The following is a 19,245-nucleotide window of genomic DNA, read 5'->3' on the forward strand; positions in this document are numbered from 1 at the left end:
AGGATTCCTGCTCATATGCCGGCCATGACCCAGCTTGACCTGATCCGCAACTTTTCGATCGTGGCCCACATTGACCACGGCAAATCCACCCTCGCTGACCGGCTGATCCAGCTGACCGGCACTGTTGCCGCGCGCGACATGAAGGCGCAGCTTCTGGACAGCATGGATATCGAGCGTGAGCGTGGCATCACGATCAAGGCCAACACGGTGCGGATCGAATATCCCGCCAGGGATGGCAAGACCTACATCCTGAACCTGATCGACACGCCGGGCCATGTGGACTTTGCCTATGAGGTCAGCCGCAGCATGCGCGCGGTCGAAGGCTCGCTGCTGGTCGTGGACGCGTCTCAGGGCGTCGAGGCGCAGACGCTGGCCAACGTCTATCAGGCGATCGACGCGGGCCACGAAATCGTGCCGGTTCTGAACAAGATCGACCTGCCCGCCGCCGAACCCGACCGGGTGAAGGAACAGATCGAGGATGTGATCGGCATCGACGCCAGTCAGGCGATCCCGATTTCGGCCAAGTCGGGCCTGGGCATTCCCGACGTGCTGGAGGCGATCGTCACCCGCCTGCCCGCACCCACGGGCACCCGCGACGCGCCGCTGAAGGCGATGCTGGTCGATAGCTGGTATGACAGCTATCTGGGCGTCGTGGTGATGATCCGGGTGATGGATGGCGTGATCCGCAAGGGCGACCGCATCAAGATGATGCAGACCGGCGCGGTCTATGGCATCGACAAACTGGCGGTGCTGAAACCCCAGATGGTCGATATCCCCGAACTGGGGCCGGGCGAGATTGGCGTGTTCACCGCCTCGATCAAGCAGGTCCGCGATACGCGCGTGGGCGATACCATCACGCATGAGAAAAAAGGCTGCGCCGAGGCGCTGCCGGGCTTCAAACCGGCGCAGCCGGTGGTGTTCTGCGGCCTCTTTCCGGTCGATGCGAACGATTTTGAAAACCTGCGCGACGCGATCGAAAAACTGGCGCTGAACGACGCCTCGTTCAGTTCGGAAATGGAAACCTCGGCGGCGCTGGGCTTTGGCTTTCGCTGCGGGTTCCTGGGTCTGCTGCACCTTGAGGTCATCCGCGACCGTCTGGAACGCGAATATGACCTTGACCTGATCACCACCGCGCCTTCGGTCGTGTTCAAGCTCCACATGCGCGATGGCGAGGTGCGCGACCTGCACAACCCCGCCGACATGCCTGACCTGACCTATGTGGACCATATCGAAGAGCCGCGCATCAAGGCCACGATCATGGTGCCCGACGAGTATCTGGGCGACGTGCTGAAGCTGTGCCAGGACCGCCGCGGCATCCAGATGGACCTGACCTACGCCGGCAGCCGTGCCATGGTGGTCTATGACCTGCCGCTGGCCGAGGTTGTGTTCGACTTTTACGACCGGCTGAAATCGGTGACCAAGGGCTATGCCAGCTTTGACTATCAGATGATGGGCTACCGCGAGGATTTCCTTGTAAAAATGTCCATCCTTGTGAACGACGAGCCGGTCGATGCCCTGTCAACCATGGTGCATCGCGACCGGGCCGAGGCCCGCGGCCGCGCGATGGTGGAAAAGTTGAAAGAGCTGATCCCGCGCCACATGTTCAAGATCCCTATTCAGGCTGCCATCGGCGCTCGCGTGATCGCCCGCGAAACGCTGAGCGCGATGCGCAAGGACGTGACTGCAAAATGCTATGGCGGCGACGTGACCCGCAAGAAGAAGCTGCTGGAGAAGCAGAAGGCCGGCAAGAAGAAGATGCGCCAGTTCGGCAAGGTGGAAATCCCGCAGCAGGCGTTCATCTCGGCGTTGAAGATGGATGAATGAGGGGGTGTGGGTGCGCGCTCTGCACGCAACCCATGCCGTCCCGCGCCGGATCGCCCTTTTCCTTTGCCCCGTCGCGAACTAGCTTTCCCGCAAAGGAGAGCCTCATGCCCAACCCGCTTTTGTCCGACTGGTCCGGCCCGTTCGCGCTGCCACCCTTTGCGGCCATTGCCGACGACCATTTTGCCCCCGCCTTCGACGTCGCTCTGGCCGAGGCGCGGGCGGCTGTGGCGGCGATTGCCGGCAACCCTGAACCGCCCGATTTTGCCAATACCATCGCCGCGCTGGAATTGGCCGAGGGCACACTGGACCGTGTGGCTGGTGTGTTTTACAATCTCGCCGGTGCCGACAGCACCCCCGCGCGTGAGGCGTTGCAGCGCGATCTGGCCCCGAAAATGTCGGCGTTTTCATCCGAGGTGACCACCAATCCCGCGCTGTTCGCGCGGATCGAGGCGTTGTGGGCCGCGCGCGAAACGCTGGGGCTGAGCCTTGAACAGGCGCGGGTTCTGGACCTGTATCGTCAGATGTTTCTGCGCGCCGGGGCGGGGCTGGATGCGCCGGGCCGGGCGCGAATGGCGGCGGTCAAGGAACGGCTGGCGGTGCTGTCGACAGCATTCAGCCAGAACCTGCTGGCCGACGAACGCGACTGGTTCGTGCCGCTCGCGCCCGAGGATCTGGAGGGCTTGCCCGAATTTGTGCAGGCCGCAGCCCAGGCCGCCGGGGCCGAGCGCGGGCAGGCCGGGCCGGTGCTGACGCTGAACCGCTCGTTGATCGTGCCGTTCCTGCAATTCTCGCCCCGCCGCGATCTGCGCGCGCGGGCCTTTGCGGCCTGGGTCGCGCGCGGGGCAAACGGAGGCGAAACCGACAACCGGGCGCTGGCCGCCGAAATTCTGGCCCTGCGCGAGGAACGGGCAAAGCTGCTGGGCTATCCGAGTTTTGCAGCCTACAAGCTGGAACCCGAAATGGCTCGCAGCCCCGACCGGGTGCGCGATCTGCTGATGCGGGTCTGGGTGCCCGCCAAGGCGCGGGCCGAGGCCGACGCCGGGCAGCTTGCCGAACTGCTGCATGCCGACGGCCACAATGGCGCGCTGGAACCGTGGGACTGGCGCTATTATTCGGAACGCCGCCGCAAGGCACTGCATGATTTCGACGAGGCCGCGCTGAAACCCTATCTGTCGCTGCCCGCCATGCTGGGGGCGATGTTTGACGTGGCCAGCCGCCTGTTCGGGCTGAGCTTTCGCCCCCTGGATGGGCCGTTCTACCACCCCGACGTGCAGGGCTGGGAGGTGACGCGGGAGGGGCGTCATCTGGCGGTGTTTCTGGGTGACTACTACGCGCGGGCTTCAAAACGCTCGGGTGCGTGGTGTTCGGCGATGCGGTCGCAGCGCAAGCTGGGCGGCGAGGTGCGGCCGATCGTGCTCAACGTGTGCAATTTTGCCAAGGGCGACCCGGCGCTGTTGTCATGGGATGATGCGCGCACGCTGTTTCATGAATTCGGCCATGCGCTGCACCAGATGCTGTCGGATGTGACGCATCCGTTCATTTCCGGCACCAGCGTGGCGCGCGATTTCGTGGAACTGCCCAGCCAGTTGTTCGAACACTGGCTCGAGGTGCCCGAGGTGCTGGCCCGCCACGCCCGCCATCATCAGACCGGCGCGCCGATGCCCGAGGATCTGCGCGCCCGGTTGCTGGCCGCGGGCACCTGGGATCAGGGCTTTGCCACGGTGGAATATCTGGGCTCGGCGCTGGTTGATCTGGCATTTCATCAGGGCGCCGCGCCCGCCGACCCGATGGCGATGCAGGCCGAAGTGCTGGCGGGGCTGGGGATGCCGCGCGCAATTCCGATGCGTCACGCGACCCCGCATTTCGCGCATGTGTTTTCGGGCGATGGCTATTCGGCGGGCTATTACAGCTACATGTGGTCTGAGGTGATGGATGCCGACGCCTTCGCCGCCTTTGAAGAGGCGGGCGACCCGTTCGACCCGGCCACTGCGGCGCGGCTGGAACGGTTCATCCTGTCGGCAGGCGGCTCGCGCCCTGCGGAAGAGTTGTATGCCGCCTTCCGGGGCCGGATGCCGGGGGTGGAGCCGCTGCTGAAGGGCCGTGGGCTCTTGGATGCCGCCTGATCCTTTGGCCGGGTGCGGAAGCCTCCGGCGGGGATATTTGGGCCAAGATGAATGGGTCAGTCGCGCGCGACATCCTGATGGATGATGATGTCGGCGTCAGGATAGGCCTCAAGGATTGCGCGTTTCAGCCCGGCGCTGATCGCATGAGCGGCGCTGAGCGATTGGGCGCCATCCAGTTCGACATGGAGGTGCACGAAGATGCGGCTGCCTGCGGTGCGGGTTTTCAGGTCGTGATAGCCGCGCACGCCGGGAAAGCCGCGGGTGATGGCGGCGATGCCGTCGACCGTGGCCTGATCGGCGGCGCGGTCCATCAGCGCATCCCAAGCCGCGCGGCCGATCTTGAGCGCGCCGAACACCATGATCGAGGCGGCGATCAGCGCCACGATGCTGTCGATCTTGTTCACCCCGAACCGTGCCGAGACCGCCAGCGCCATGATCGCGCCCAGCGTCGGCAACAGATCACCCATATAATGCAGCGAGTCGGCGGCCACGACTCGGTTGCCGGTGCGCGCCGTCACCCAGCGTTGCCACAGCACCAGAGCCCCGGTCAGCACCGCCGACACGACCATCACCACGATCCCGGTGGTTTCGGCCGCAAGCGGCGCGGGCGCGTTCGACATCAGCCGCAGCCCGGCCATCCAGCCGATTGCCCCCGCCGCGGCCAGAATGAACAGCGATTGCCCCAGCGCGGTCAGATCCTCGACCGAGGTGTGGCCGAAATGGTGGTCTTCGTCGGCCGGCCGGGCGGCGTAGAGGATGGCAAACAGCCCGCCCAGCGATATCAGCAGATCCATCGCACTGTCGGTGGCCGAGGCCGCGATCGACAGGGAACCGGTTTGCCCCACTGCCCAGAGCTTTAGCGCCACGAGAACCATGGCCACAGCCGTCGAAGCCAGCCCCGCTGACAGGTTGAGACTGTGCTGCGCAGCTTTCCGGCCCATGGAATCGCCCCCGTTCCTGCCTGATGCAGAGCCGATCTCCTAGCGCCGCGGGCGGGGTTAGTCACGCAGTTCGTCGGGTTCCACCCCCCAGAGGGCGGATTTGCGCAGCCAGCCGCGCTCGTCGCCCGCGCGCACCCGGCACCAGTCTGGCAGGCATTCCTCCAGCCGCCCGATCACCCCGGCCTCGGCCATCGCCATCACCGGGGCGCCGTCGTCGGGGCTGAGCCGCATCTGCGCCATATCGTCCTGCACGATCACCGTGCGCACCCCCGACAGCAGCGAATAATGCACCCATCCGCCCGCTCCGTCGCGGTCCTCGACGCGGCGCCAGTGGCCGAATTCGGCCGTCACGCGCAACGGCATCCCGTTGTGGCGGAACACCCAGTCGATCCGGTGCGACAGCGAGGGGCCGCGCCGTGCGTTGCCCTCTGACCCTTTCAGCGAGACATAGCGCGGCAGCGGCAGGTTGGTGACGCTGCCGCGCCCCGCCGCCGCCTCTGCGACCGCCCCATCCACCGCTTCGGCCATGGCTTCTGCCATCGCCTCCGGGTTTGGGGCATCGGCAGGCTGCGCGCTGCCATCCTGTGCCCGTAGCGGCCCGGCCTGCGCCAGAACCAGCGCAAGCGCCGCCCCCATCCACCAAGATCTCATTGCCTATCCTGTCCCTTGCCCGATCTGCGCGGGTCTTTCTCGGCTCCGGCGCGCATTCCACGCGTTCCGGGCCTTGTGCGCCCGCTCTTTGCGCGTCACTTTGCCAGCAGAAGCCGGACCAGGGAAGAGAGGAGACCCCCGTCATGCCCGCACCGCGCCTGAGTGTTGTCCTGACGCGACGGTTGCCCGAGGTTGTCGAGACCCGGATGAAGGAATTGTTCGATGTCGAACTGCGTGAAAACGACATCCGCATGAGCCGTGACGAACTGGCCGCGGCGATGCGCCGGGCCGATGTGCTGGTGCCCTGCGTGACCGACCCGATCGACGCCGCGCTGCTGGCGCAAGCCGGTGACAAGCTGAAGCTGATCGCCAATTATGGCGCCGGGATCGACCATATCGACGTGGCCTCGGCCCGCCAGCGCGGGGTGCTGGTCTCCAATACCCCCGGCGTCGTCACCGAAGACACTGCCGACATGACCATGGCGCTGATCCTTGGCGTCACTCGCCGCATCCCCGAAGGGATGGCGCTGATGCAATCGGGCCAATGGCAGGGCTGGTCGCCCACTGCCTTCATGGGGGGGCGCGTCGGCGGGCGCCGTCTGGGCATTCTCGGCATGGGCCGGATCGGTCAGGCGGTGGCGCGCCGCGCCCGCGCTTTCGGGATGCAGGTGCATTACCACAACCGCCGCCGCCTGCGTCCCGAGATCGAGGCCGAGGTCGAGGCGACGTGGTGGGAAAGCCTTGATCAGATGGTCAGCCGGGTCGATGTGCTGTCGATCAATTGCCCGCACACGCCCTCCACCTTCCATCTGATGAACGCGCGGCGGCTCAAGCTGATGAAGCCCTCTGCGGTGATCGTGAACACCTCGCGGGGCGAGGTGATCGACGAAAACGCGCTGACGCGCATGATCCGCGCCGGCGAGATTGCGGGCGCCGGCCTTGACGTGTTCGAGCATGGTCACGAGATCAACCCCCGCCTGCGCGAACTGCCGAATGTGGTGCTCTTGCCGCATATGGGCTCGGCCACCGTCGAAGGCCGGGTTGAGATGGGTGAAAAGGTCATCATCAACATCAAGACCTTTGCCGATGGTCACCGCCCGCCCGATCTGGTGGTGCCGGGGGTGATGTAGGGCCGCCCGCTTCTCGTTGCTGAAATATCCTCCGGGGGGTCCGGGGGTGGAAAACCCCCGGCGCCTGCCGCCCGCCGCGCGGCCATGTCGTTTTCCCCCCTTATAGCGTCGGGCCAACCTTTCCCGGCTTTGCCCGCTCTGGCACACAGGTTTCAACACACCGCAGCAGGAGTCGGCCGATGAAAACCCATGTCAAAGCCCTTGTCGTCGGCGGTGGCGCCGTTGGCTGCGGGATCGCCTATCATCTGGCCAAGGCCGGCTGGGACACGATGCTGGTGGAGCGCGACGAGCTGACCTCCGGCTCCACCTGGCACGCGGCGGGGCTGTTGCCGCTGTTCAACATGTCCTACGCCACGACCCATATCCACAAATACAGCGTCGATTTCTACAAGACGCTGGAGGCCGAAACCGGGCTGAACGCGGGCTTTGCGGTGGTGGGCAACCTGCGCATGGCGCAGACGCAGGGACGGATGGATGAATACATGCTGTATTCCAGCGTGGCCGAAACCGCGGGCGTCCATCACGAATTCCTGACGCCGGCGCAGATCCGCGACCGCTGGCCGCTGGTGCGCACCGAAGATCTGAAAGGCGCGCTGTTTCATCCCCAGGACGGCTACATCAACCCCGCCGATGTGACCCAGGCCATGGCCAAGGGGGCGCGCCAGCGCGGGGTGCAGATCGAACGCAAGGTGCAGGTCAACGGCTACCGCTGGACGGGGTCGGAATGGGTCGTCACCTGCTGCCGGATGGTTGACCGCGGCGGTAATCTGGTGCCCTCTGACGACACATTCGAGATCTGCGCCGAACATGTCGTCACCGCGACCGGCAACCACGCGCAGCGCACGGCGCGGCTGCTGGGCGCCAAGATCCCGGCTATTCCGGTGGAACACCAGTTTATCGTGACCGAACCGGACCCGGCGCTCGTCGAGTGGCGCAAGACAAACCCCGAACACCCCGTGCTGCGCGACGCCGATGCCAAATGGTATGTGCGCGAAGAACGCGGCGGCTGGATTCTGGGCCCCTACGAATGCGGGGCGCCGGCGCGGTTCCTTTATGACGTGCCCGAAACTTTCCGCGCCGATCTGTTCCCGCTCGATCTCGACCGGATCGAGATTGAATATCTCAGCATGATCCACCGGCTGCCGTCGTCGGAAACCGTGGGGCTGAAAGACGATTTCAACGGCCCGATCTGCTACACCCCCGACGGCAACCCGCTGGTCGGCCCGGTGCCGGGCCTGCGCAACATGTGGATCGCGGAAGGGTTCAGCTTTGGCATTACGGCGGCGGGCGGCACCGGCCATTACCTCGCCCAGATGATGATCGAAGGCGAGGCCGAGATCGACATGGCCAGCCTTGATCCGCGTCGCTATGGCGACTGGATGACGACCGAATATGCCGCGCGCAAGAATGAGGAATGTTATGAGCATGTCTTCATCCTGCACCACCCCGATGAGGAACGAGAAGCCTGCCGCCCGCTGCGCACCAGCCCGGCCTATGACCGGCAGGCGGCGGCGGGCGCGCAGTTCGGGCAGGTGAATGGCTGGGAGCGGCCGAATTACTACGCCCCCTTCGGGTTTGACGATCACCATTCGCGCAGTTTCAGGCGCGGCGGTTGGTGGTCCTATGCGGTCGAGGAGGCAAAGGCCATCCGCGAAACCGCGGGCCTGATCGACGCTACCGCCTTCACCAAGCATCTGGTGCGCGGCCCCGGCGCCACTGCCTTTCTGGACTGGTTCACCACCAACAGACTGCCCGCCATGGGGCGTATCAACCTGACCTATGCGCTGACGCCGGCCGGCACCACGCGCACCGAATACACCACCGTCCGATTGTCGGAAAATGAATATTATCTGATCTCGGCCGGGGCGTGGTCAGCTTATGATGGCGACTATCTGCGCAAGTGCGCGGAAGACCGGATGTCGGATTTCGGCTATATCGACATTCACGATGTGACCACCCAGTGGGGAGTCTTTGCGCTGGCCGGGCCGAACAGCCGCGCGATTCTGCGTGAGTTGGTGAAGGACGCCGACCCCGACACGGTGCTGGGCAACAAGCGGTTCCCGTGGCTGTCGATGCGCAGCATCGAACTGGGCATGTGCCCGGTGCGCGCCATTCGTGTGGCCTATACCGGCGAACTGGGGTGGGAATTGCACCACCCGATCGAGATGCAGACCTACCTCTGGGACCGGCTGATCGAGGCAGGTGAGGATCACGGGCTGAGACTGGTCGGCGCGCGGGCGCAGAACTGGCTGCGGCAGGAAAAATCCTACCGCGCCTTTGGCTCGGAACTGGGCCGCGACGCCACGCCGCTGGAGGCGGGGCTGGACCGGTTTGTCGATCTGGGCAAGGCGTTTCAGGGCAAGGCCGCGATGCTGGCAACCGGCATCCGCTCGCGCTGCGTGACGCTGTTGATCGACGGGCCTGCCGACGCCGACGCCTGGGGCAAGGAGGCCCTCGTTCTGAACGGGGAAACGGTGGGGCGCCTGACCTCGGGCGGCTATTCGGTGGCCTTTGAAAAACAGATCGGCATGGGCTATGTGCGCCCCGATCTGGCGGCCCCCGGCACCCGGTTGCAGGTGCGGATGCTGCGCCAGTTGTGGGACGCCGTCATCACCGAAGACAGCCCGCACGACCCGGCCAACGCCCGCATCCGGGCCGACGGCTGATCATGAAAAGGCCCGCCAGAACTGGCGGGCCTTTGTTGTCGTGTCGGGAAATCAGGCCTTTGCGGCCAGTTCATCCCAGCAGGCCAGCGCGTGGCCCGCATACATCAGGCCGGGGCCACCGCCCATCTGGATCGCCATGCCCAGCACATCGGCCAGTTCCTCGCGGGTGGCGCCCGCCTTCATCAGCGCCTCGACGTGGAAGTTGATGCAGGGTTCGCAGCGCAGCACCAATGCCATGCCCAGCGCGATGAATTCCTTTTGCTTCACGTCCAGCGGACCATTGTCCTTCACCGCTTTTGACAGGCCGCCAAAGCCTTTGGTCGCATCGGGTGCGGCCTTGTAAAGCTCGCGCAGTTCATCGCGCATCTCATTGATTTTTTCCGAATAGCTCATGCTGTTCTCCTGTGTCCTCGGGGTCGGGGCCGGTCATGCTGCTATGCAGCATTCTCGCTTGAGGCTCAAGATAGGGTCGAAAACCGCGCCGGGGAGAGGGCCGTGACGGTTTTTTCTTCCAGCGCGGGGGGCCGCCCCGCGATCAGGTCGGCAGCCAGCTGGCTGGCCCCCGGCGCGGTCTGAAAGCCATAGCCGCCCTGGCCCGCCAGCCAGAAGAAGGCGGGGTCTTGCGGCGCCGGGCCGATCACCAGCACCCGGTCGGGCGCGAATGTGCGCAGCCCCGCCCAGTTCGAAATCATCCGGGTGACAGGTTCGCTCATCATGTCTTCATAGCGGGCAAGGCCCTCGGCCAGCACCATGTCATCGGCCCAGGCGTCATGCGGCGCCATCGGGTCTTCCTCTGCAGGCGAGACGATCAGCGCGCCCGCATCGGGTTTGGCATACCAGCTTTCGCCGGCGCCAAAGATCATGGGCCAGCGGCTGACATCATGCCCGCCCGGCGCCGAAATGCGCGCCATCGACCTGCGAAACGCGGTGAACCCAAGGGGAGGCAGCCCGGCCATGCAGGCGATTTCATCGACCCAGGGGCCTGCGGCATTGACCAGAACCCGCGCCTCATGCGTGGTGATGGCGGTGGTTATGGCCCAGCCGGTAGCGGTGCGCGCAATCGCCGTGGCGCGCTGGCCGGTCATGATCTGTGCACCATTGGCCCGCGCCTCACGTGCGAAATTCTGGATCAGGCGGTCGGTATCAATGTCCCATGCGTGATCGGCATGGGCGGCATAGGCCACCGTCGCCGGGTTCAGGACGGGCACGATCGCCCGTGCCTCGGGCACCGAAATTTCGTGCAGGTTCATGGCCTCAAGGTCGTGGTCAAAGACATCCCGCCGGCCTGCCTTTTCCACGATCATCATGCCGCGCGGCGACAGCACGCCACCATTGGCATGGCGGTGATGATCCTCGGAGGCGTAGGACAGCGCCACCACCGGGGCTGCGCCATAACGCGGCTCGAATAGGGCCGCTGATCGCCCCGAGGCGTGATAGGCCAGATGTGGTTCGGTCTCGATCAGCGTGACCCGGCCCAGATACGACAGACGGGCTGCGGCCGAGATGCCCGCAATGCCGCCACCAATAATGCAAAAGTCCTGTGTCATGGCCGCGAGAGTGGCACGGGCGCCCGGCAAGGAAAAGGGGGCCACAATACCGAATTCAGCCGATTAAACGACTGTCTGTCGAGATTTTTGAAATATTTACAATGTTTTGATTTGCAGCGGTCGTTTCTGTGGGGCGCGCGGGAAGGGCGGTCGAAACGCACATTCGACACGGCAGTCCACGATCATGACCGGGTTGGCCAACCCTTTGCATCGCGCCGCAGCTACAGGGGCCAAGCTGCTGACCGGTTCGATGACCTGTTCGATCCGGGGCAGATGTGGGGGAAGGTTGTCCCTGCGACGTCGCAGCGGCGGGAAGGGCGATTTCCGAGGGGCAACCATCTTCCAGGACGCTTCGCCGGTTGCGGCCTGCATCCCGGCGGCGGCTTCGACATCCTCGAACGGCAGGTGGTGCTGGTCGGGGTCATGCGTCTCGGGCTTCGCGCCGAACGCATCGCGGCGCATCTGCGAGAGCAATCGCTCCAGCCCGGCGCGCGCCTTCTCGACCGCGGCAAGGCGCGTTTCCGCCTCGATGCGCGCAGTCTCGGCAGCCGTTCGGGCGGCTTCGGTCGCCGCATAGCAGAGGTCAAGCTGATAGTACGCTAATACCTCGCCCCCGCCGCCAATGATCTTCAGGCGCTACGCTATTGCAGCCTGATGGATATGGCTTGGGTGGGCTGTGATTGCGATGAAATCATGTTCTATTCAGGTCGTGTCACCAAGGCGATTGTCCGCAACTGCGCAGGCGAGGCCCGGCAGGTCATGCGGGCACGTCAAGCGCGGAAGAAGCGACACTGAACGGAGCCAAAACACGAACGGGATAACCGGAGTGATAACCGCTTGACCGTGGCGCGCGAAAAATCTAGTGAGTTCAATCAGCGAGGCGGGTTGGCGGAGAGGTTACGCAGCGGATTGCAAATCCGTGAAGACCGGTTCGATTCCGGTACCCGCCTCCAAATCTTTTCAATCACTTGCGCTTCTCCTACTCAGAAAACGGCCCGGCCGTTTACAGTTGCGTTTACAATTTTGTTCACTGCGTGACCTCCTTGGCCTGCGCAAGCCTGGCCAGAACGGCATCTGATTCATCGGTCGAGACCATCGCATAGTGTTCGATCACCGCTGCTGCGTGCCGAACGCTCCAACCCATCACCTCGGCAATCCTCGCCAGCGCAACGTCGGCGTTGAGCAAGCGCGTGGCGGCCGTTCCTCTCGCATCCTGAAGGCGAAGGTCGTAACCCAGCGCAGCGGGCGTCAACCCGGCCTTGTCGCGCCATTGGCGTAGACCTTCGGACGCCCGATGTGGGGTCAGTGGCTTTCCAGAAGCATTTACCAAAATCAGCATGCGGTCACGTGGGGTTGCGTCGAGCACAGCGGCCATCTCTGGCGTGACGGGAATGGTTGCTGGGCGCTTGCGCTTATTCGTGCGCACGCGAATCCGAATGTCCCGTTCCCACCGTAAAACCCCGATCATCGGCGTGACAAAAGCCCCAAGCGACAAGGCGTTCAAGGCCATCGAACACCGCCGGGCACGCCGCGCCCTGAACCAGATCGACCAGACCGCAAATGACGCGCCTCATGAAAAGCAATTCGGCGACTCATGGCGCGCTGACAAGGACGGCAAGCACCCTTTCGACCCGAGAGAATGCCCCGAATTGATGCGCAAATGACCCGTAACCCTGACCCCAGCCCCTCGCTTTCGGGTGAAAACAAGCCATTCTGCATGAAATGCACGCTCTGCGGCACCATTGCGGAGAGCTGGCACTATGCCGCCAAAGCGCCGAAAGGGGCGATCAAGGGCATGGGGTCTTGCGCGTGTGGCAACATCACCGTCGATAGCCTGGGCTACAGGAACCTCGGGCGGGTCTTCGAGAAACCTCTAGGAACGGCAGAAGGCGTCGAGTGCCCCGCCATTCTCCGCATCTGGTGCGGAGGATAGGCCCTATAATCTCCGCAGCCCGCCTGAAACCCCGCAATCGCTCGATACTTGGCGTCTCGCTCATGTGGATTTTCCGGCTCCCGTTGCACATTCGGCCCCACCTGACGCTGTCTGCAGGTCAAGGCTCGCTGCCCGCGCCCGAATGCCATCAGCGACGACCTCTGCCAGTGCGGTCGGAAAACCCTCGGCCAGAGAGGCTTGCGTTTCCTCCAGCGCCCCCTCAACCCGCTCCGCAGCGTGCGCTAGCACCTCTTCCGCCAGCGCCACGCCGAACCCCGCCGCCTTGGCGGCTTGCAGGAAGTGACGCGGCACCACCTCATTGATCCGGTAATGCCCATCTACCGCCATGGCGAGGCGCATCCGGTTCTGACGGATCTGCCCCTCATCCACGGCCTTTTGCGCGCTCAGCACATCGTAGAGCGGCGTCATGCGGAAGCCGCCGGGGCGCAGCGCGATGCTGAAATTCTTGGCGTGGCCGTCCGTCGCGCCCAAGAGCCAGAACAGCACCTGTGCGCGAAAGAAGGCGCGCTGATCGGCCAGCGCGTCATCGCTGCCCGCCAGAAGGCCGATGCCCTCGGTGATCCCCGGCCCGCCGTCCATCTGATATTTCTGGCTGGGCGGCACCGAAAGCGCCTGACAGAAATCCTCCTGCGGCAGGCGGATCAGCCGCCCGTCAGCGGTCCAGCGCCGGTCAAACCGCGTCACCACAAGGCTGCGCACATCCTCGAAATCGACGATCTCGACCTCGGCCACATCCGCCCCCATAGCGCGGCAAAAGCTCATACAGAAGAATTCGTTTTCCACGCTATCCGACAGGTTGATCCCGTTCGGCAGCACGCCAAGCTGGGTCTTCAGAATATGGGTCGTGGGTGTCAGACCCGAGGGCCGGACCCATTCGCCGTTGTGGCGTAAAAGCGCGGTTTTCTCCTGCGCGCCCGCAATGGAAATGCGGAAATCGTCGTCCTCGTCGAGGCCAAGCGGGGCGCTCGCCAGATTGCGCAGCAGGGCGGCGATCTGGGCCTCCGTCACCGGCTCGCCCTCCAGCCCGCCCGCCTCGGGCACTTCACCCGAGACGAATTGCAACGCCCCCACGCAGTCGCGCCCGATCTTCTCCAGCAAAGCCCACGCATCGGTGCCGCCCGCGCGCACCCGCGCCGCCACACGCTCACGGATCGCCTGATTGTCGGGCAGCAGGTTTTCCAGATAGGCGATGACCGGCGCGCCCTGATGCGCCTCTTCGCGCAGGGGCAGCGAGAGTGAGGTCGGCATGGCATGTTCCCACGCCAGCCAGGTCGGATCATAGGCAAAGCTGATCGCGCCAGAACTGGCAAGGCGCAGATGCCCCACCAGTCGCCCGTTCAGAAGCACCTGCATCGTGCCGCTGCGCCCGCGTTTCGCCATCAGAAGATATCCTCAATCTCGACCGAGCCACCGCGGTCGACCAGTCGAAACTCCAGCCCGAGCGCGGTCATCACGGCCAAAAGTGTCGCCAGCTTGGTGCCCGCATCGCCGTTTTCCAGCGACGAAATCGTCGCCACGCGCAGGTTGGTGCGCGCGCTGATATCGCCCTGCGTCCAGCCACGCGCCTTGCGCGCGCGCCGGATCGCTTCACCGATCTGTTCGGCAGTTCTGGCTGAGAGGTCCATGATGTGGCTCCTTTTACGGCAAAGCGTAAATCAAAATGAATTACGCCTCAACGTAAATTTTCGATTTTTACGCTAAGGCGAAAATCAAAGCGCAAACCTTTCAAATCACCAGCCCGGGCTTTCCTCCGCCGCAGGCAGGACATTTCCGCTGAAAATGTCCGATCCGTTCGCCCCATAGTGTTGATTTGCACGCAGAAGCGAAGTACTAGTGGCTTATCCTGTGGATGGCCCACATGGTCCAGCGCCCCGGCGAAAAGCCGGGAACGGCAGTCATCTGCCGGGGCGAAGGCGGGACGGGAAAAGGGCACCTTCGGCGCGCTTCTCATGCGTCTGGCGTCCCCGCACTGCAAGCAGCTTGAAAAGGAAGCCCACGTTATCGGGCAGTTTGCCGGTGAACACCTTTCGAAGTGTATTCTTGCCGTGGTGAACGAAGCCGTCTTCGGCGCGTCCCCGCGCGTGTCTTCTGAGTTGAAGGCGCCGAAGAACGGCTGAGGCGGCGCTAAGGGAACGGGACTGGGGGCATGAGCTTTAGGGTCACCCAAGAACCGGAACTAAGAACGGAACTTACAGCGGAACATAACAGGCTTTCTCTGCAACATGACGGCATATTTTTTCTCTACTTTATTGATGTTAAGTACGCTAAACTCCCTTCCAAACCCGGAACATAAACCGGAACTCGAACAGGGCCATAAACCTTGCATCAAGGGACACCATGTCAGCCGACACCATAGCCGACAAGGGCGAAGCGAGCACCATCGTCGAACCGCTTATCCCTGAAGAAGCGTCACGATATCGCGCGCCGCTGAACGACCTCGCCGTCGAACTGGCGAGTCAGTCGTCAGGCCTCCGATCGTCCTTGCCTGAAGGCATCCGCGCGCCGCTGGCCGATCTCGTCAGATCGATGAACTGCTACTATTCAAACCTGATCGAGGGTCACAACACCCACCCGATCGACATCGAGCGCGCCCTGAACAAGGACTTCAGCGCCGACGCCGAGAAACGGAACCTGCAGCTTGAGGCCGTCGCCCACATCGAAGTGCAGCGTTGGATCGACACGGGCGGCCTGACCGACCACCCGCTTGCGCCCGAGAGCCTGCGCGAAATCCACAGGCGCTTCTGCCAGAACCTGCCCCCGGAACTGCTTGTCGTGCGCAGGCCGGACGGATCAGAGCTTCCGATTGTCCCCGGCGAATTCCGCACGGACTTTGTCCAGGTCGGCAAGCACGTCGCCCCAAGCCCCGGCGCTGTGCCGCGCCTTCTGGCGCATATGCGCAAGATGTACGGGCTGCAGGGCCGAAGCGGCGCGATCATCGCCACAGCTTGCGCCCACCATCGCCTTGTCTGGGTCCACCCGTTCATCGACCTCAATGGCCGCGTATCGCGCATGGTCGCCCATGCCATGCTGCGCGATACCGTCGGCTCCGATGGCCTCTGGTCCGCTGCGCGGGGCCTTGCCCGGCGCGATGCCGAATACAAACAGCGCCTCATGGCCGCCGACGAACCCCGCCACGGCGGCGCAGACGGCCGGGGAAACCTCTCCGAACAGCGCTTGGCTGAATTCGCAACCTTCTTCCTAGACGCCTGCATCGACCAGGTCCGCTTCATAGAAACTCTGATGCAACCCCAGCGCCTGCGCGAGCGGATCATGAGCTGGTGCAAAGGCGAGATGGTCAAGGGCACACTGGCCAAAGGCGCAGATACCGTGATGCGCGAAGCACTGATGTCCGGCGAAGTAGAACGCGGAGCACTGCCCGGCCTTCTCGGCGTCAGCGACCGTCAGGCGCGAAAGGTCACGGCGGAACTGCTGGCGGTGGGGGCGCTGAAATCGGACACCCAACGCGCACCATTGCGGCTGAGCTTTCCGGCTAGGATGGCGAGCGACTGGATGCCGGGGTTGTTCCCGGAAAGGTAGATTTGAACAGTCAGCAACGCCAACGGTCCAAACCTGCCATTCCTTTGATTATCAGGTGCTGCGGCGCAGCTTCACGAAAACAGACACTCGAGATTCCTTGGACATCTGCGGCTGTCATGGCGCTGTGTGCTCCGGCCTGTGCGATGGCGGTGGGGCGGAGCGGTATTTTCGGAGGCCGTTGGAGCGGATTGGTGGCTGATCCGGACGCTCCAACCGATTTGTCCAAACAAACCAAGTGCCTGGACAAGTGTCATCCAATACCATCCAATGACACCGTAGTCTTGTGTTCCAAGGATCTCCGTGTCTGACCCACGCATGTCTTGTCCGATCTGTTTGCGCCGAGAACTATGCCTGCTTGCATCACGGCAACCCGTGACGATCCTGCTTCTTGGGGGGCGTACTGGCAGCCCTCAAGACCCAACCGTCTTGCCGCCTCGCCTTCTTGCAGTGCGCGACGATGGTGGGCGAGCTGAGATCATCGGAGATCAGACGGAGGCGGCGCGGCTTCTCTCGCAAGCCTATGCGGAAACACGTCACCTCGACCGTCATAATATCCGCCCTGAGTTTGCCCAGGTGACCGCAACCTTGGACCGTTTGCACGGCACTCTCGGCCAACTTACACACTGGGATATCCGCCCGGCACGCACTGTTTCCCTGCTGGCTTCCCTTGCGAGCTTCCTGACCGGCCGTCCTGTGACAGACGGCGGCCAGGGGCAGTTTGGCGACCTTACCTTGCCAGCGATCGAGAAGTTGGCCGAAGCCTGGGCGTGGTTCTGACATGCATCATTTGCAGCAAAGGCGCAGTCGCCTGCGTCAAGCGATGCGGCTGGAAAAGGCGCTGATCGCGCGGATGCGAGAGATGGCGCCCGAGGCCGGCGTGGGTGATGGCGCCCCCCTCGATCTGGCGGCGGCAAGCCAGATCCTGCGCGGCGATGGCCATGAAGATGCCAGCCCGCACGGCATCGACCGGCTCATGCGCAGCATCGCGCGCGACGGACGCGACAGCGACGGCGGCATGGGCAATATCCGGCTGCGCAAGCTTTCCGCCAAGACGCTGGAGGTGACGTTGCAACGCTCGTGGCGCGTGGTGGAGCAGACCGCCGCGCTGCGCTGGATGGCGGCTGAAAAACTCCTTGATTTCCTGATTTCTAAGGTGCCCCCCGGCACGCGCGGCAAGGATATTCAGGTCGATACCACGATCGGGCTGATGCTTGCGGCGCTGAACGGGGATGCCTTTTTGAAAGACTCTGGTGTCAAGGAAATGACCAAGCTGATGGAGCGCGCCCTTTTGTGGCTGCACGAGCAGCAGGTGCTGACGCTGGGCAAGGGGCTGACGGTGTTTCGCTCGGCAATGACGATCCATCTCAACCCCGGGCGGGCGGGCTTCACGAAAAAGGACTTCCTGCCGCTCGAGGAACATTACCGCGAACAGACGCTGCAAACCCATGTGATGGCGGCCTATGCCGAAAAGGGTCTGGCGCAGATCAGTGAGGCGGTGCGGCTTTCCGAGGAATATTTCGCCCTCGATCAGGACCGGTTCTTGCAGCGCTGGATGCCCGGGCGGGGTGTCGAGTTGCGGCGCCAGACCACCGGCCGGGCGTGGAAGCAGATCGTCGATGACCTTGGCAATCCGGTGCAGCAAGAGATCGTAACCGACGACCGCGAGGAAACCAACGTGCTGGTGCTGGCCGGTCCCGGCTCGGGCAAGACGCGGGTGCTCGTGCATCGCATCGCCTATCTTCTGCGGGTGCGGCGCGAGGATCCGCGCGGCATTCTGGTGCTGAGTTACAACCGCCATGCGGCGGCTGAAATCCGCGCCCGGCTGCGCCATCTGGTCGGCGAGGATGCCGCCCGCGTCACCGTTTCGACCTGTCACGCGCTGGCGATGCGGCTCGTGGGGGCAAGTTTCACCGGCACGGTCGCCGAGACCCGCGATTTCGACGCCGTGCTTCACGAGGCCGTGCGCCAGATCAACGGCGAGGGGCTGAGCCGCTCCGAGGCCGAGGCGCAGCGCGAGACGCTCATTCAGGGCTATCGCTGGATCCTGGTCGATGAGTATCAGGACATCGGCCCCGGCGAATATGCGCTGATCGCCGCCGTGGCCGGGCGCTCGCTCGACGACCCCGACCAACGGCTGAGCCTTTTCGCCGTGGGCGACGACGATCAGAACAGCGCCCGGCGATGATGCTGGGCATTCAGGACATGCTCGATGTGTTGAACAAGGAACGCCCCGGCCGCTGGGTCGATCTGATCGCCGAGGGCATCGCCGATCTGGCGCGGGAGTTGGGCAAGAAGACGATCCCGGTGCCCGATGCGATCGAATGGCTGGCCGAATGGGCGCAAGATAACGCGGCCGGAGTCCTGACAAGCAAAGCTCGTCGCACACATAGAAAACGCGAGCGTGTCCTTTTGCGACATGCCGCGCACCGTGCGACCGACGGCAACGGGCTGGGCATACATATTGCTGCGGCGTCATCGAGCGGCCGCTTTGGCGGGCATGCGCCGGGACGGCCAACCAGCAGCTTCGGGCCGGGGACGTTGGTCAGGCCGTCGCCTTTGCAAGAGGGCGTTCCGGACTTTTATGTTGCAGCATTGCAGGTGCTGCAAATCGGCAGTAGCTGCCGTTCGCTGGCCCATGGGGAGCGAAGCAACGCGCAGTTTCCAGCCTCTGCAGCTCTCCAGATAAGAGCGGTACGGGTCTCGTTCACCAGCGCCCAACTGCTATGTGTTGCCCGCGTGAATTTCTTGTCACGGAAATGCGCCTTTAGAAAAGCCTTCGCCTTGGTCTCGCTGCCGCATGGGCCGCCCGAGACGGCATATTTCGAACCGCGGCCGCTGCGGATAGGCTCAAGAATGCGCATCTGATCGGGGT

At 64.0% G+C, this 19,245-nt stretch carries 16 protein-coding genes, 1 tRNA gene and 2 pseudogenes; 11 read left to right on the plus strand and 8 right to left on the minus strand.

The features are described 5' to 3' along the window. Window positions 1-24: 24 nt before the first annotated feature. Together lepA and C5F46_RS11375 are read left to right on the plus strand one after the other, a co-directional pair. Window positions 25-1,824 (plus strand): translation elongation factor 4, encoded by a 1,800-nt coding sequence (lepA, locus tag C5F46_RS11370; RefSeq protein ID WP_168796885.1) that lies wholly within the window; start codon window positions 25-27, stop codon window positions 1,822-1,824. 104 nt (window positions 1,825-1,928) lie between these two features. Next, window positions 1,929-3,947 (plus strand): M3 family metallopeptidase, encoded by a 2,019-nt coding sequence (locus C5F46_RS11375; RefSeq protein WP_107325469.1) that lies wholly within the window; start codon window positions 1,929-1,931, stop codon window positions 3,945-3,947. Window positions 3,948-4,003: 56 nt separating this feature from the next. On the opposite strand, the gene C5F46_RS11380 is transcribed toward C5F46_RS11375, so the two are convergent. Continuing rightward, on the minus strand, window positions 4,004-4,888 hold the full coding sequence (locus C5F46_RS11380; protein ID WP_107325470.1) for a cation diffusion facilitator family transporter: 885 nt from the start codon (window positions 4,886-4,888) through the stop codon (window positions 4,004-4,006). A gap of 57 nt (window positions 4,889-4,945) precedes the next feature. After that, window positions 4,946-5,539 (minus strand): SH3 domain-containing protein, encoded by a 594-nt coding sequence (locus tag C5F46_RS11385; protein WP_107325471.1) that lies wholly within the window; start codon window positions 5,537-5,539, stop codon window positions 4,946-4,948. Window positions 5,540-5,682: 143 nt separating this feature from the next. Here C5F46_RS11385 and C5F46_RS11390 point away from each other — a divergent pair, with 143 nt between their 5' ends. Together C5F46_RS11390 and C5F46_RS11395 are read left to right on the plus strand one after the other, a co-directional pair. After that, complete coding sequence (locus tag C5F46_RS11390) at window positions 5,683-6,669, plus strand: 2-hydroxyacid dehydrogenase (protein WP_107325472.1); 987 nt, start codon at window positions 5,683-5,685, stop codon at window positions 6,667-6,669. 179 nt (window positions 6,670-6,848) lie between these two features. Further along, window positions 6,849-9,335: a GcvT family protein gene (locus tag C5F46_RS11395; protein ID WP_107325473.1), complete on the plus strand. Its 2,487-nt coding sequence runs from the start codon at window positions 6,849-6,851 to the stop codon at window positions 9,333-9,335. Window positions 9,336-9,386: 51 nt separating this feature from the next. On the opposite strand, the gene C5F46_RS11400 is transcribed toward C5F46_RS11395, so the two are convergent. The 3 genes and pseudogenes from C5F46_RS11400 to C5F46_RS11410 all read right to left on the minus strand — a co-directional run. Further along, on the minus strand, window positions 9,387-9,728 hold the full coding sequence (locus tag C5F46_RS11400; protein ID WP_107325474.1) for a carboxymuconolactone decarboxylase family protein: 342 nt from the start codon (window positions 9,726-9,728) through the stop codon (window positions 9,387-9,389). Window positions 9,729-9,793: 65 nt separating this feature from the next. Then, window positions 9,794-10,882, minus strand: coding sequence for an NAD(P)/FAD-dependent oxidoreductase (locus tag C5F46_RS11405; RefSeq protein ID WP_107325475.1), 1,089 nt, complete (start codon window positions 10,880-10,882; stop codon window positions 9,794-9,796). A 178-nt stretch (window positions 10,883-11,060) separates the two neighbouring features. After that, window positions 11,061-11,506: pseudogene (locus C5F46_RS11410) on the minus strand (transposase domain-containing protein); the annotation flags it as partial. A 255-nt stretch (window positions 11,507-11,761) separates the two neighbouring features. On the opposite strand from C5F46_RS11410, the gene C5F46_RS11415 reads away from it, so the two are divergent. Further along, window positions 11,762-11,835 (plus strand) — tRNA-Cys (locus tag C5F46_RS11415). Window positions 11,836-11,909: 74 nt separating this feature from the next. Here C5F46_RS11415 and C5F46_RS11420 read toward each other — a convergent pair. After that, a complete protein-coding gene (locus C5F46_RS11420) occupies window positions 11,910-12,392 on the minus strand; it encodes a tyrosine-type recombinase/integrase (RefSeq protein ID WP_107325477.1) in 483 nt (160 codons plus the stop codon). Between the two features lie 150 nt (window positions 12,393-12,542). On the opposite strand from C5F46_RS11420, the gene C5F46_RS11430 reads away from it, so the two are divergent. Further along, on the plus strand, window positions 12,543-12,815 hold the full coding sequence (locus tag C5F46_RS11430) for a hypothetical protein (protein ID WP_133618552.1): 273 nt from the start codon (window positions 12,543-12,545) through the stop codon (window positions 12,813-12,815). Window positions 12,816-12,875: 60 nt separating this feature from the next. Here C5F46_RS11430 and C5F46_RS11435 read toward each other — a convergent pair whose 3' ends face one another. Both C5F46_RS11435 and C5F46_RS11440 read right to left on the minus strand, forming a co-directional pair. After that, window positions 12,876-14,216: a type II toxin-antitoxin system HipA family toxin gene (locus C5F46_RS11435; RefSeq protein WP_107325479.1), complete on the minus strand. Its 1,341-nt coding sequence runs from the start codon at window positions 14,214-14,216 to the stop codon at window positions 12,876-12,878. Continuing rightward, complete coding sequence (locus C5F46_RS11440) at window positions 14,216-14,461, minus strand: helix-turn-helix domain-containing protein (RefSeq protein ID WP_107325480.1); 246 nt, start codon at window positions 14,459-14,461, stop codon at window positions 14,216-14,218. Before C5F46_RS11440 ends, C5F46_RS11435 begins: the two co-directional genes overlap by 1 nt. A gap of 324 nt (window positions 14,462-14,785) precedes the next feature. Between C5F46_RS11440 and C5F46_RS16650 the strand changes: the two genes are divergently transcribed. The 5 genes and pseudogenes from C5F46_RS16650 (at window position 14,786) to C5F46_RS17375 (ending at window position 19,238) form a co-directional block, all read left to right on the plus strand. Then, window positions 14,786-14,953, plus strand: a complete 168-nt coding sequence (locus C5F46_RS16650) for a hypothetical protein (RefSeq protein ID WP_168796882.1) — start codon at window positions 14,786-14,788, stop codon at window positions 14,951-14,953. Window positions 14,954-15,173: 220 nt separating this feature from the next. After that, the gene (locus C5F46_RS11445) at window positions 15,174-16,373 is read left to right on the plus strand and encodes a Fic family protein (RefSeq protein WP_107325481.1); all 1,200 of its coding nucleotides are present in this window, start codon (window positions 15,174-15,176) and stop codon (window positions 16,371-16,373) included. 372 nt (window positions 16,374-16,745) lie between these two features. Beyond that, window positions 16,746-17,150, plus strand: coding sequence for a hypothetical protein (locus tag C5F46_RS11450; protein ID WP_181317748.1), 405 nt, complete (start codon window positions 16,746-16,748; stop codon window positions 17,148-17,150). Between the two features lie 16 nt (window positions 17,151-17,166). After that, a pseudogene (locus C5F46_RS11455) lies at window positions 17,167-18,543 on the plus strand (UvrD-helicase domain-containing protein); the annotation flags it as partial. Window positions 18,544-18,554: 11 nt separating this feature from the next. Then, window positions 18,555-19,238 carry a hypothetical protein gene (locus C5F46_RS17375; RefSeq protein WP_456238441.1) on the plus strand — a complete coding sequence of 228 codons (684 nt, stop codon included), beginning with the start codon at window positions 18,555-18,557 and terminating at the stop codon, window positions 19,236-19,238. The last annotated feature ends 7 nt before the right edge of the window (window positions 19,239-19,245 follow it).

This window comes from Phaeovulum veldkampii DSM 11550 (genome assembly GCF_003034995.1).
Lineage (GTDB): Bacteria > Pseudomonadota > Alphaproteobacteria > Rhodobacterales > Rhodobacteraceae > Phaeovulum > Phaeovulum veldkampii.

Bases quoted from the DNA above. Each gene is read 5' to 3' on its own strand.
- C5F46_RS11445 (WP_107325481.1), top strand. From the start codon at position 15,174: ATGTCAGCCGACACCATAGCCGACAAGGGCGAAGCGAGCACCATCGTC.
- C5F46_RS11420 (WP_107325477.1), bottom strand. From the start codon at position 12,392: ATGGCCTTGAACGCCTTGTCGCTTGGGGCTTTTGTCACGCCGATGATC.
- C5F46_RS11375 (WP_107325469.1), top strand. From the start codon at position 1,929: ATGCCCAACCCGCTTTTGTCCGACTGGTCCGGCCCGTTCGCGCTGCCA.
- C5F46_RS11395 (WP_107325473.1), top strand. From the start codon at position 6,849: ATGAAAACCCATGTCAAAGCCCTTGTCGTCGGCGGTGGCGCCGTTGGC.
- C5F46_RS11385 (WP_107325471.1), bottom strand. From the start codon at position 5,539: ATGAGATCTTGGTGGATGGGGGCGGCGCTTGCGCTGGTTCTGGCGCAG.
- C5F46_RS11440 (WP_107325480.1), bottom strand. From the start codon at position 14,461: ATGGACCTCTCAGCCAGAACTGCCGAACAGATCGGTGAAGCGATCCGG.
- C5F46_RS11380 (WP_107325470.1), bottom strand. From the start codon at position 4,888: ATGGGCCGGAAAGCTGCGCAGCACAGTCTCAACCTGTCAGCGGGGCTG.
- C5F46_RS17375 (WP_456238441.1), top strand. From the start codon at position 18,555: ATGATGCTGGGCATTCAGGACATGCTCGATGTGTTGAACAAGGAACGC.
- C5F46_RS11435 (WP_107325479.1), bottom strand. From the start codon at position 14,216: ATGGCGAAACGCGGGCGCAGCGGCACGATGCAGGTGCTTCTGAACGGG.
- C5F46_RS11405 (WP_107325475.1), bottom strand. From the start codon at position 10,882: ATGACACAGGACTTTTGCATTATTGGTGGCGGCATTGCGGGCATCTCG.
- C5F46_RS16650 (WP_168796882.1), top strand. From the start codon at position 14,786: ATGCGTCTGGCGTCCCCGCACTGCAAGCAGCTTGAAAAGGAAGCCCAC.
- C5F46_RS11430 (WP_133618552.1), top strand. From the start codon at position 12,543: ATGACCCGTAACCCTGACCCCAGCCCCTCGCTTTCGGGTGAAAACAAG.
- C5F46_RS11400 (WP_107325474.1), bottom strand. From the start codon at position 9,728: ATGAGCTATTCGGAAAAAATCAATGAGATGCGCGATGAACTGCGCGAG.
- lepA (WP_168796885.1), top strand. From the start codon at position 25: ATGACCCAGCTTGACCTGATCCGCAACTTTTCGATCGTGGCCCACATT.
- C5F46_RS11390 (WP_107325472.1), top strand. From the start codon at position 5,683: ATGCCCGCACCGCGCCTGAGTGTTGTCCTGACGCGACGGTTGCCCGAG.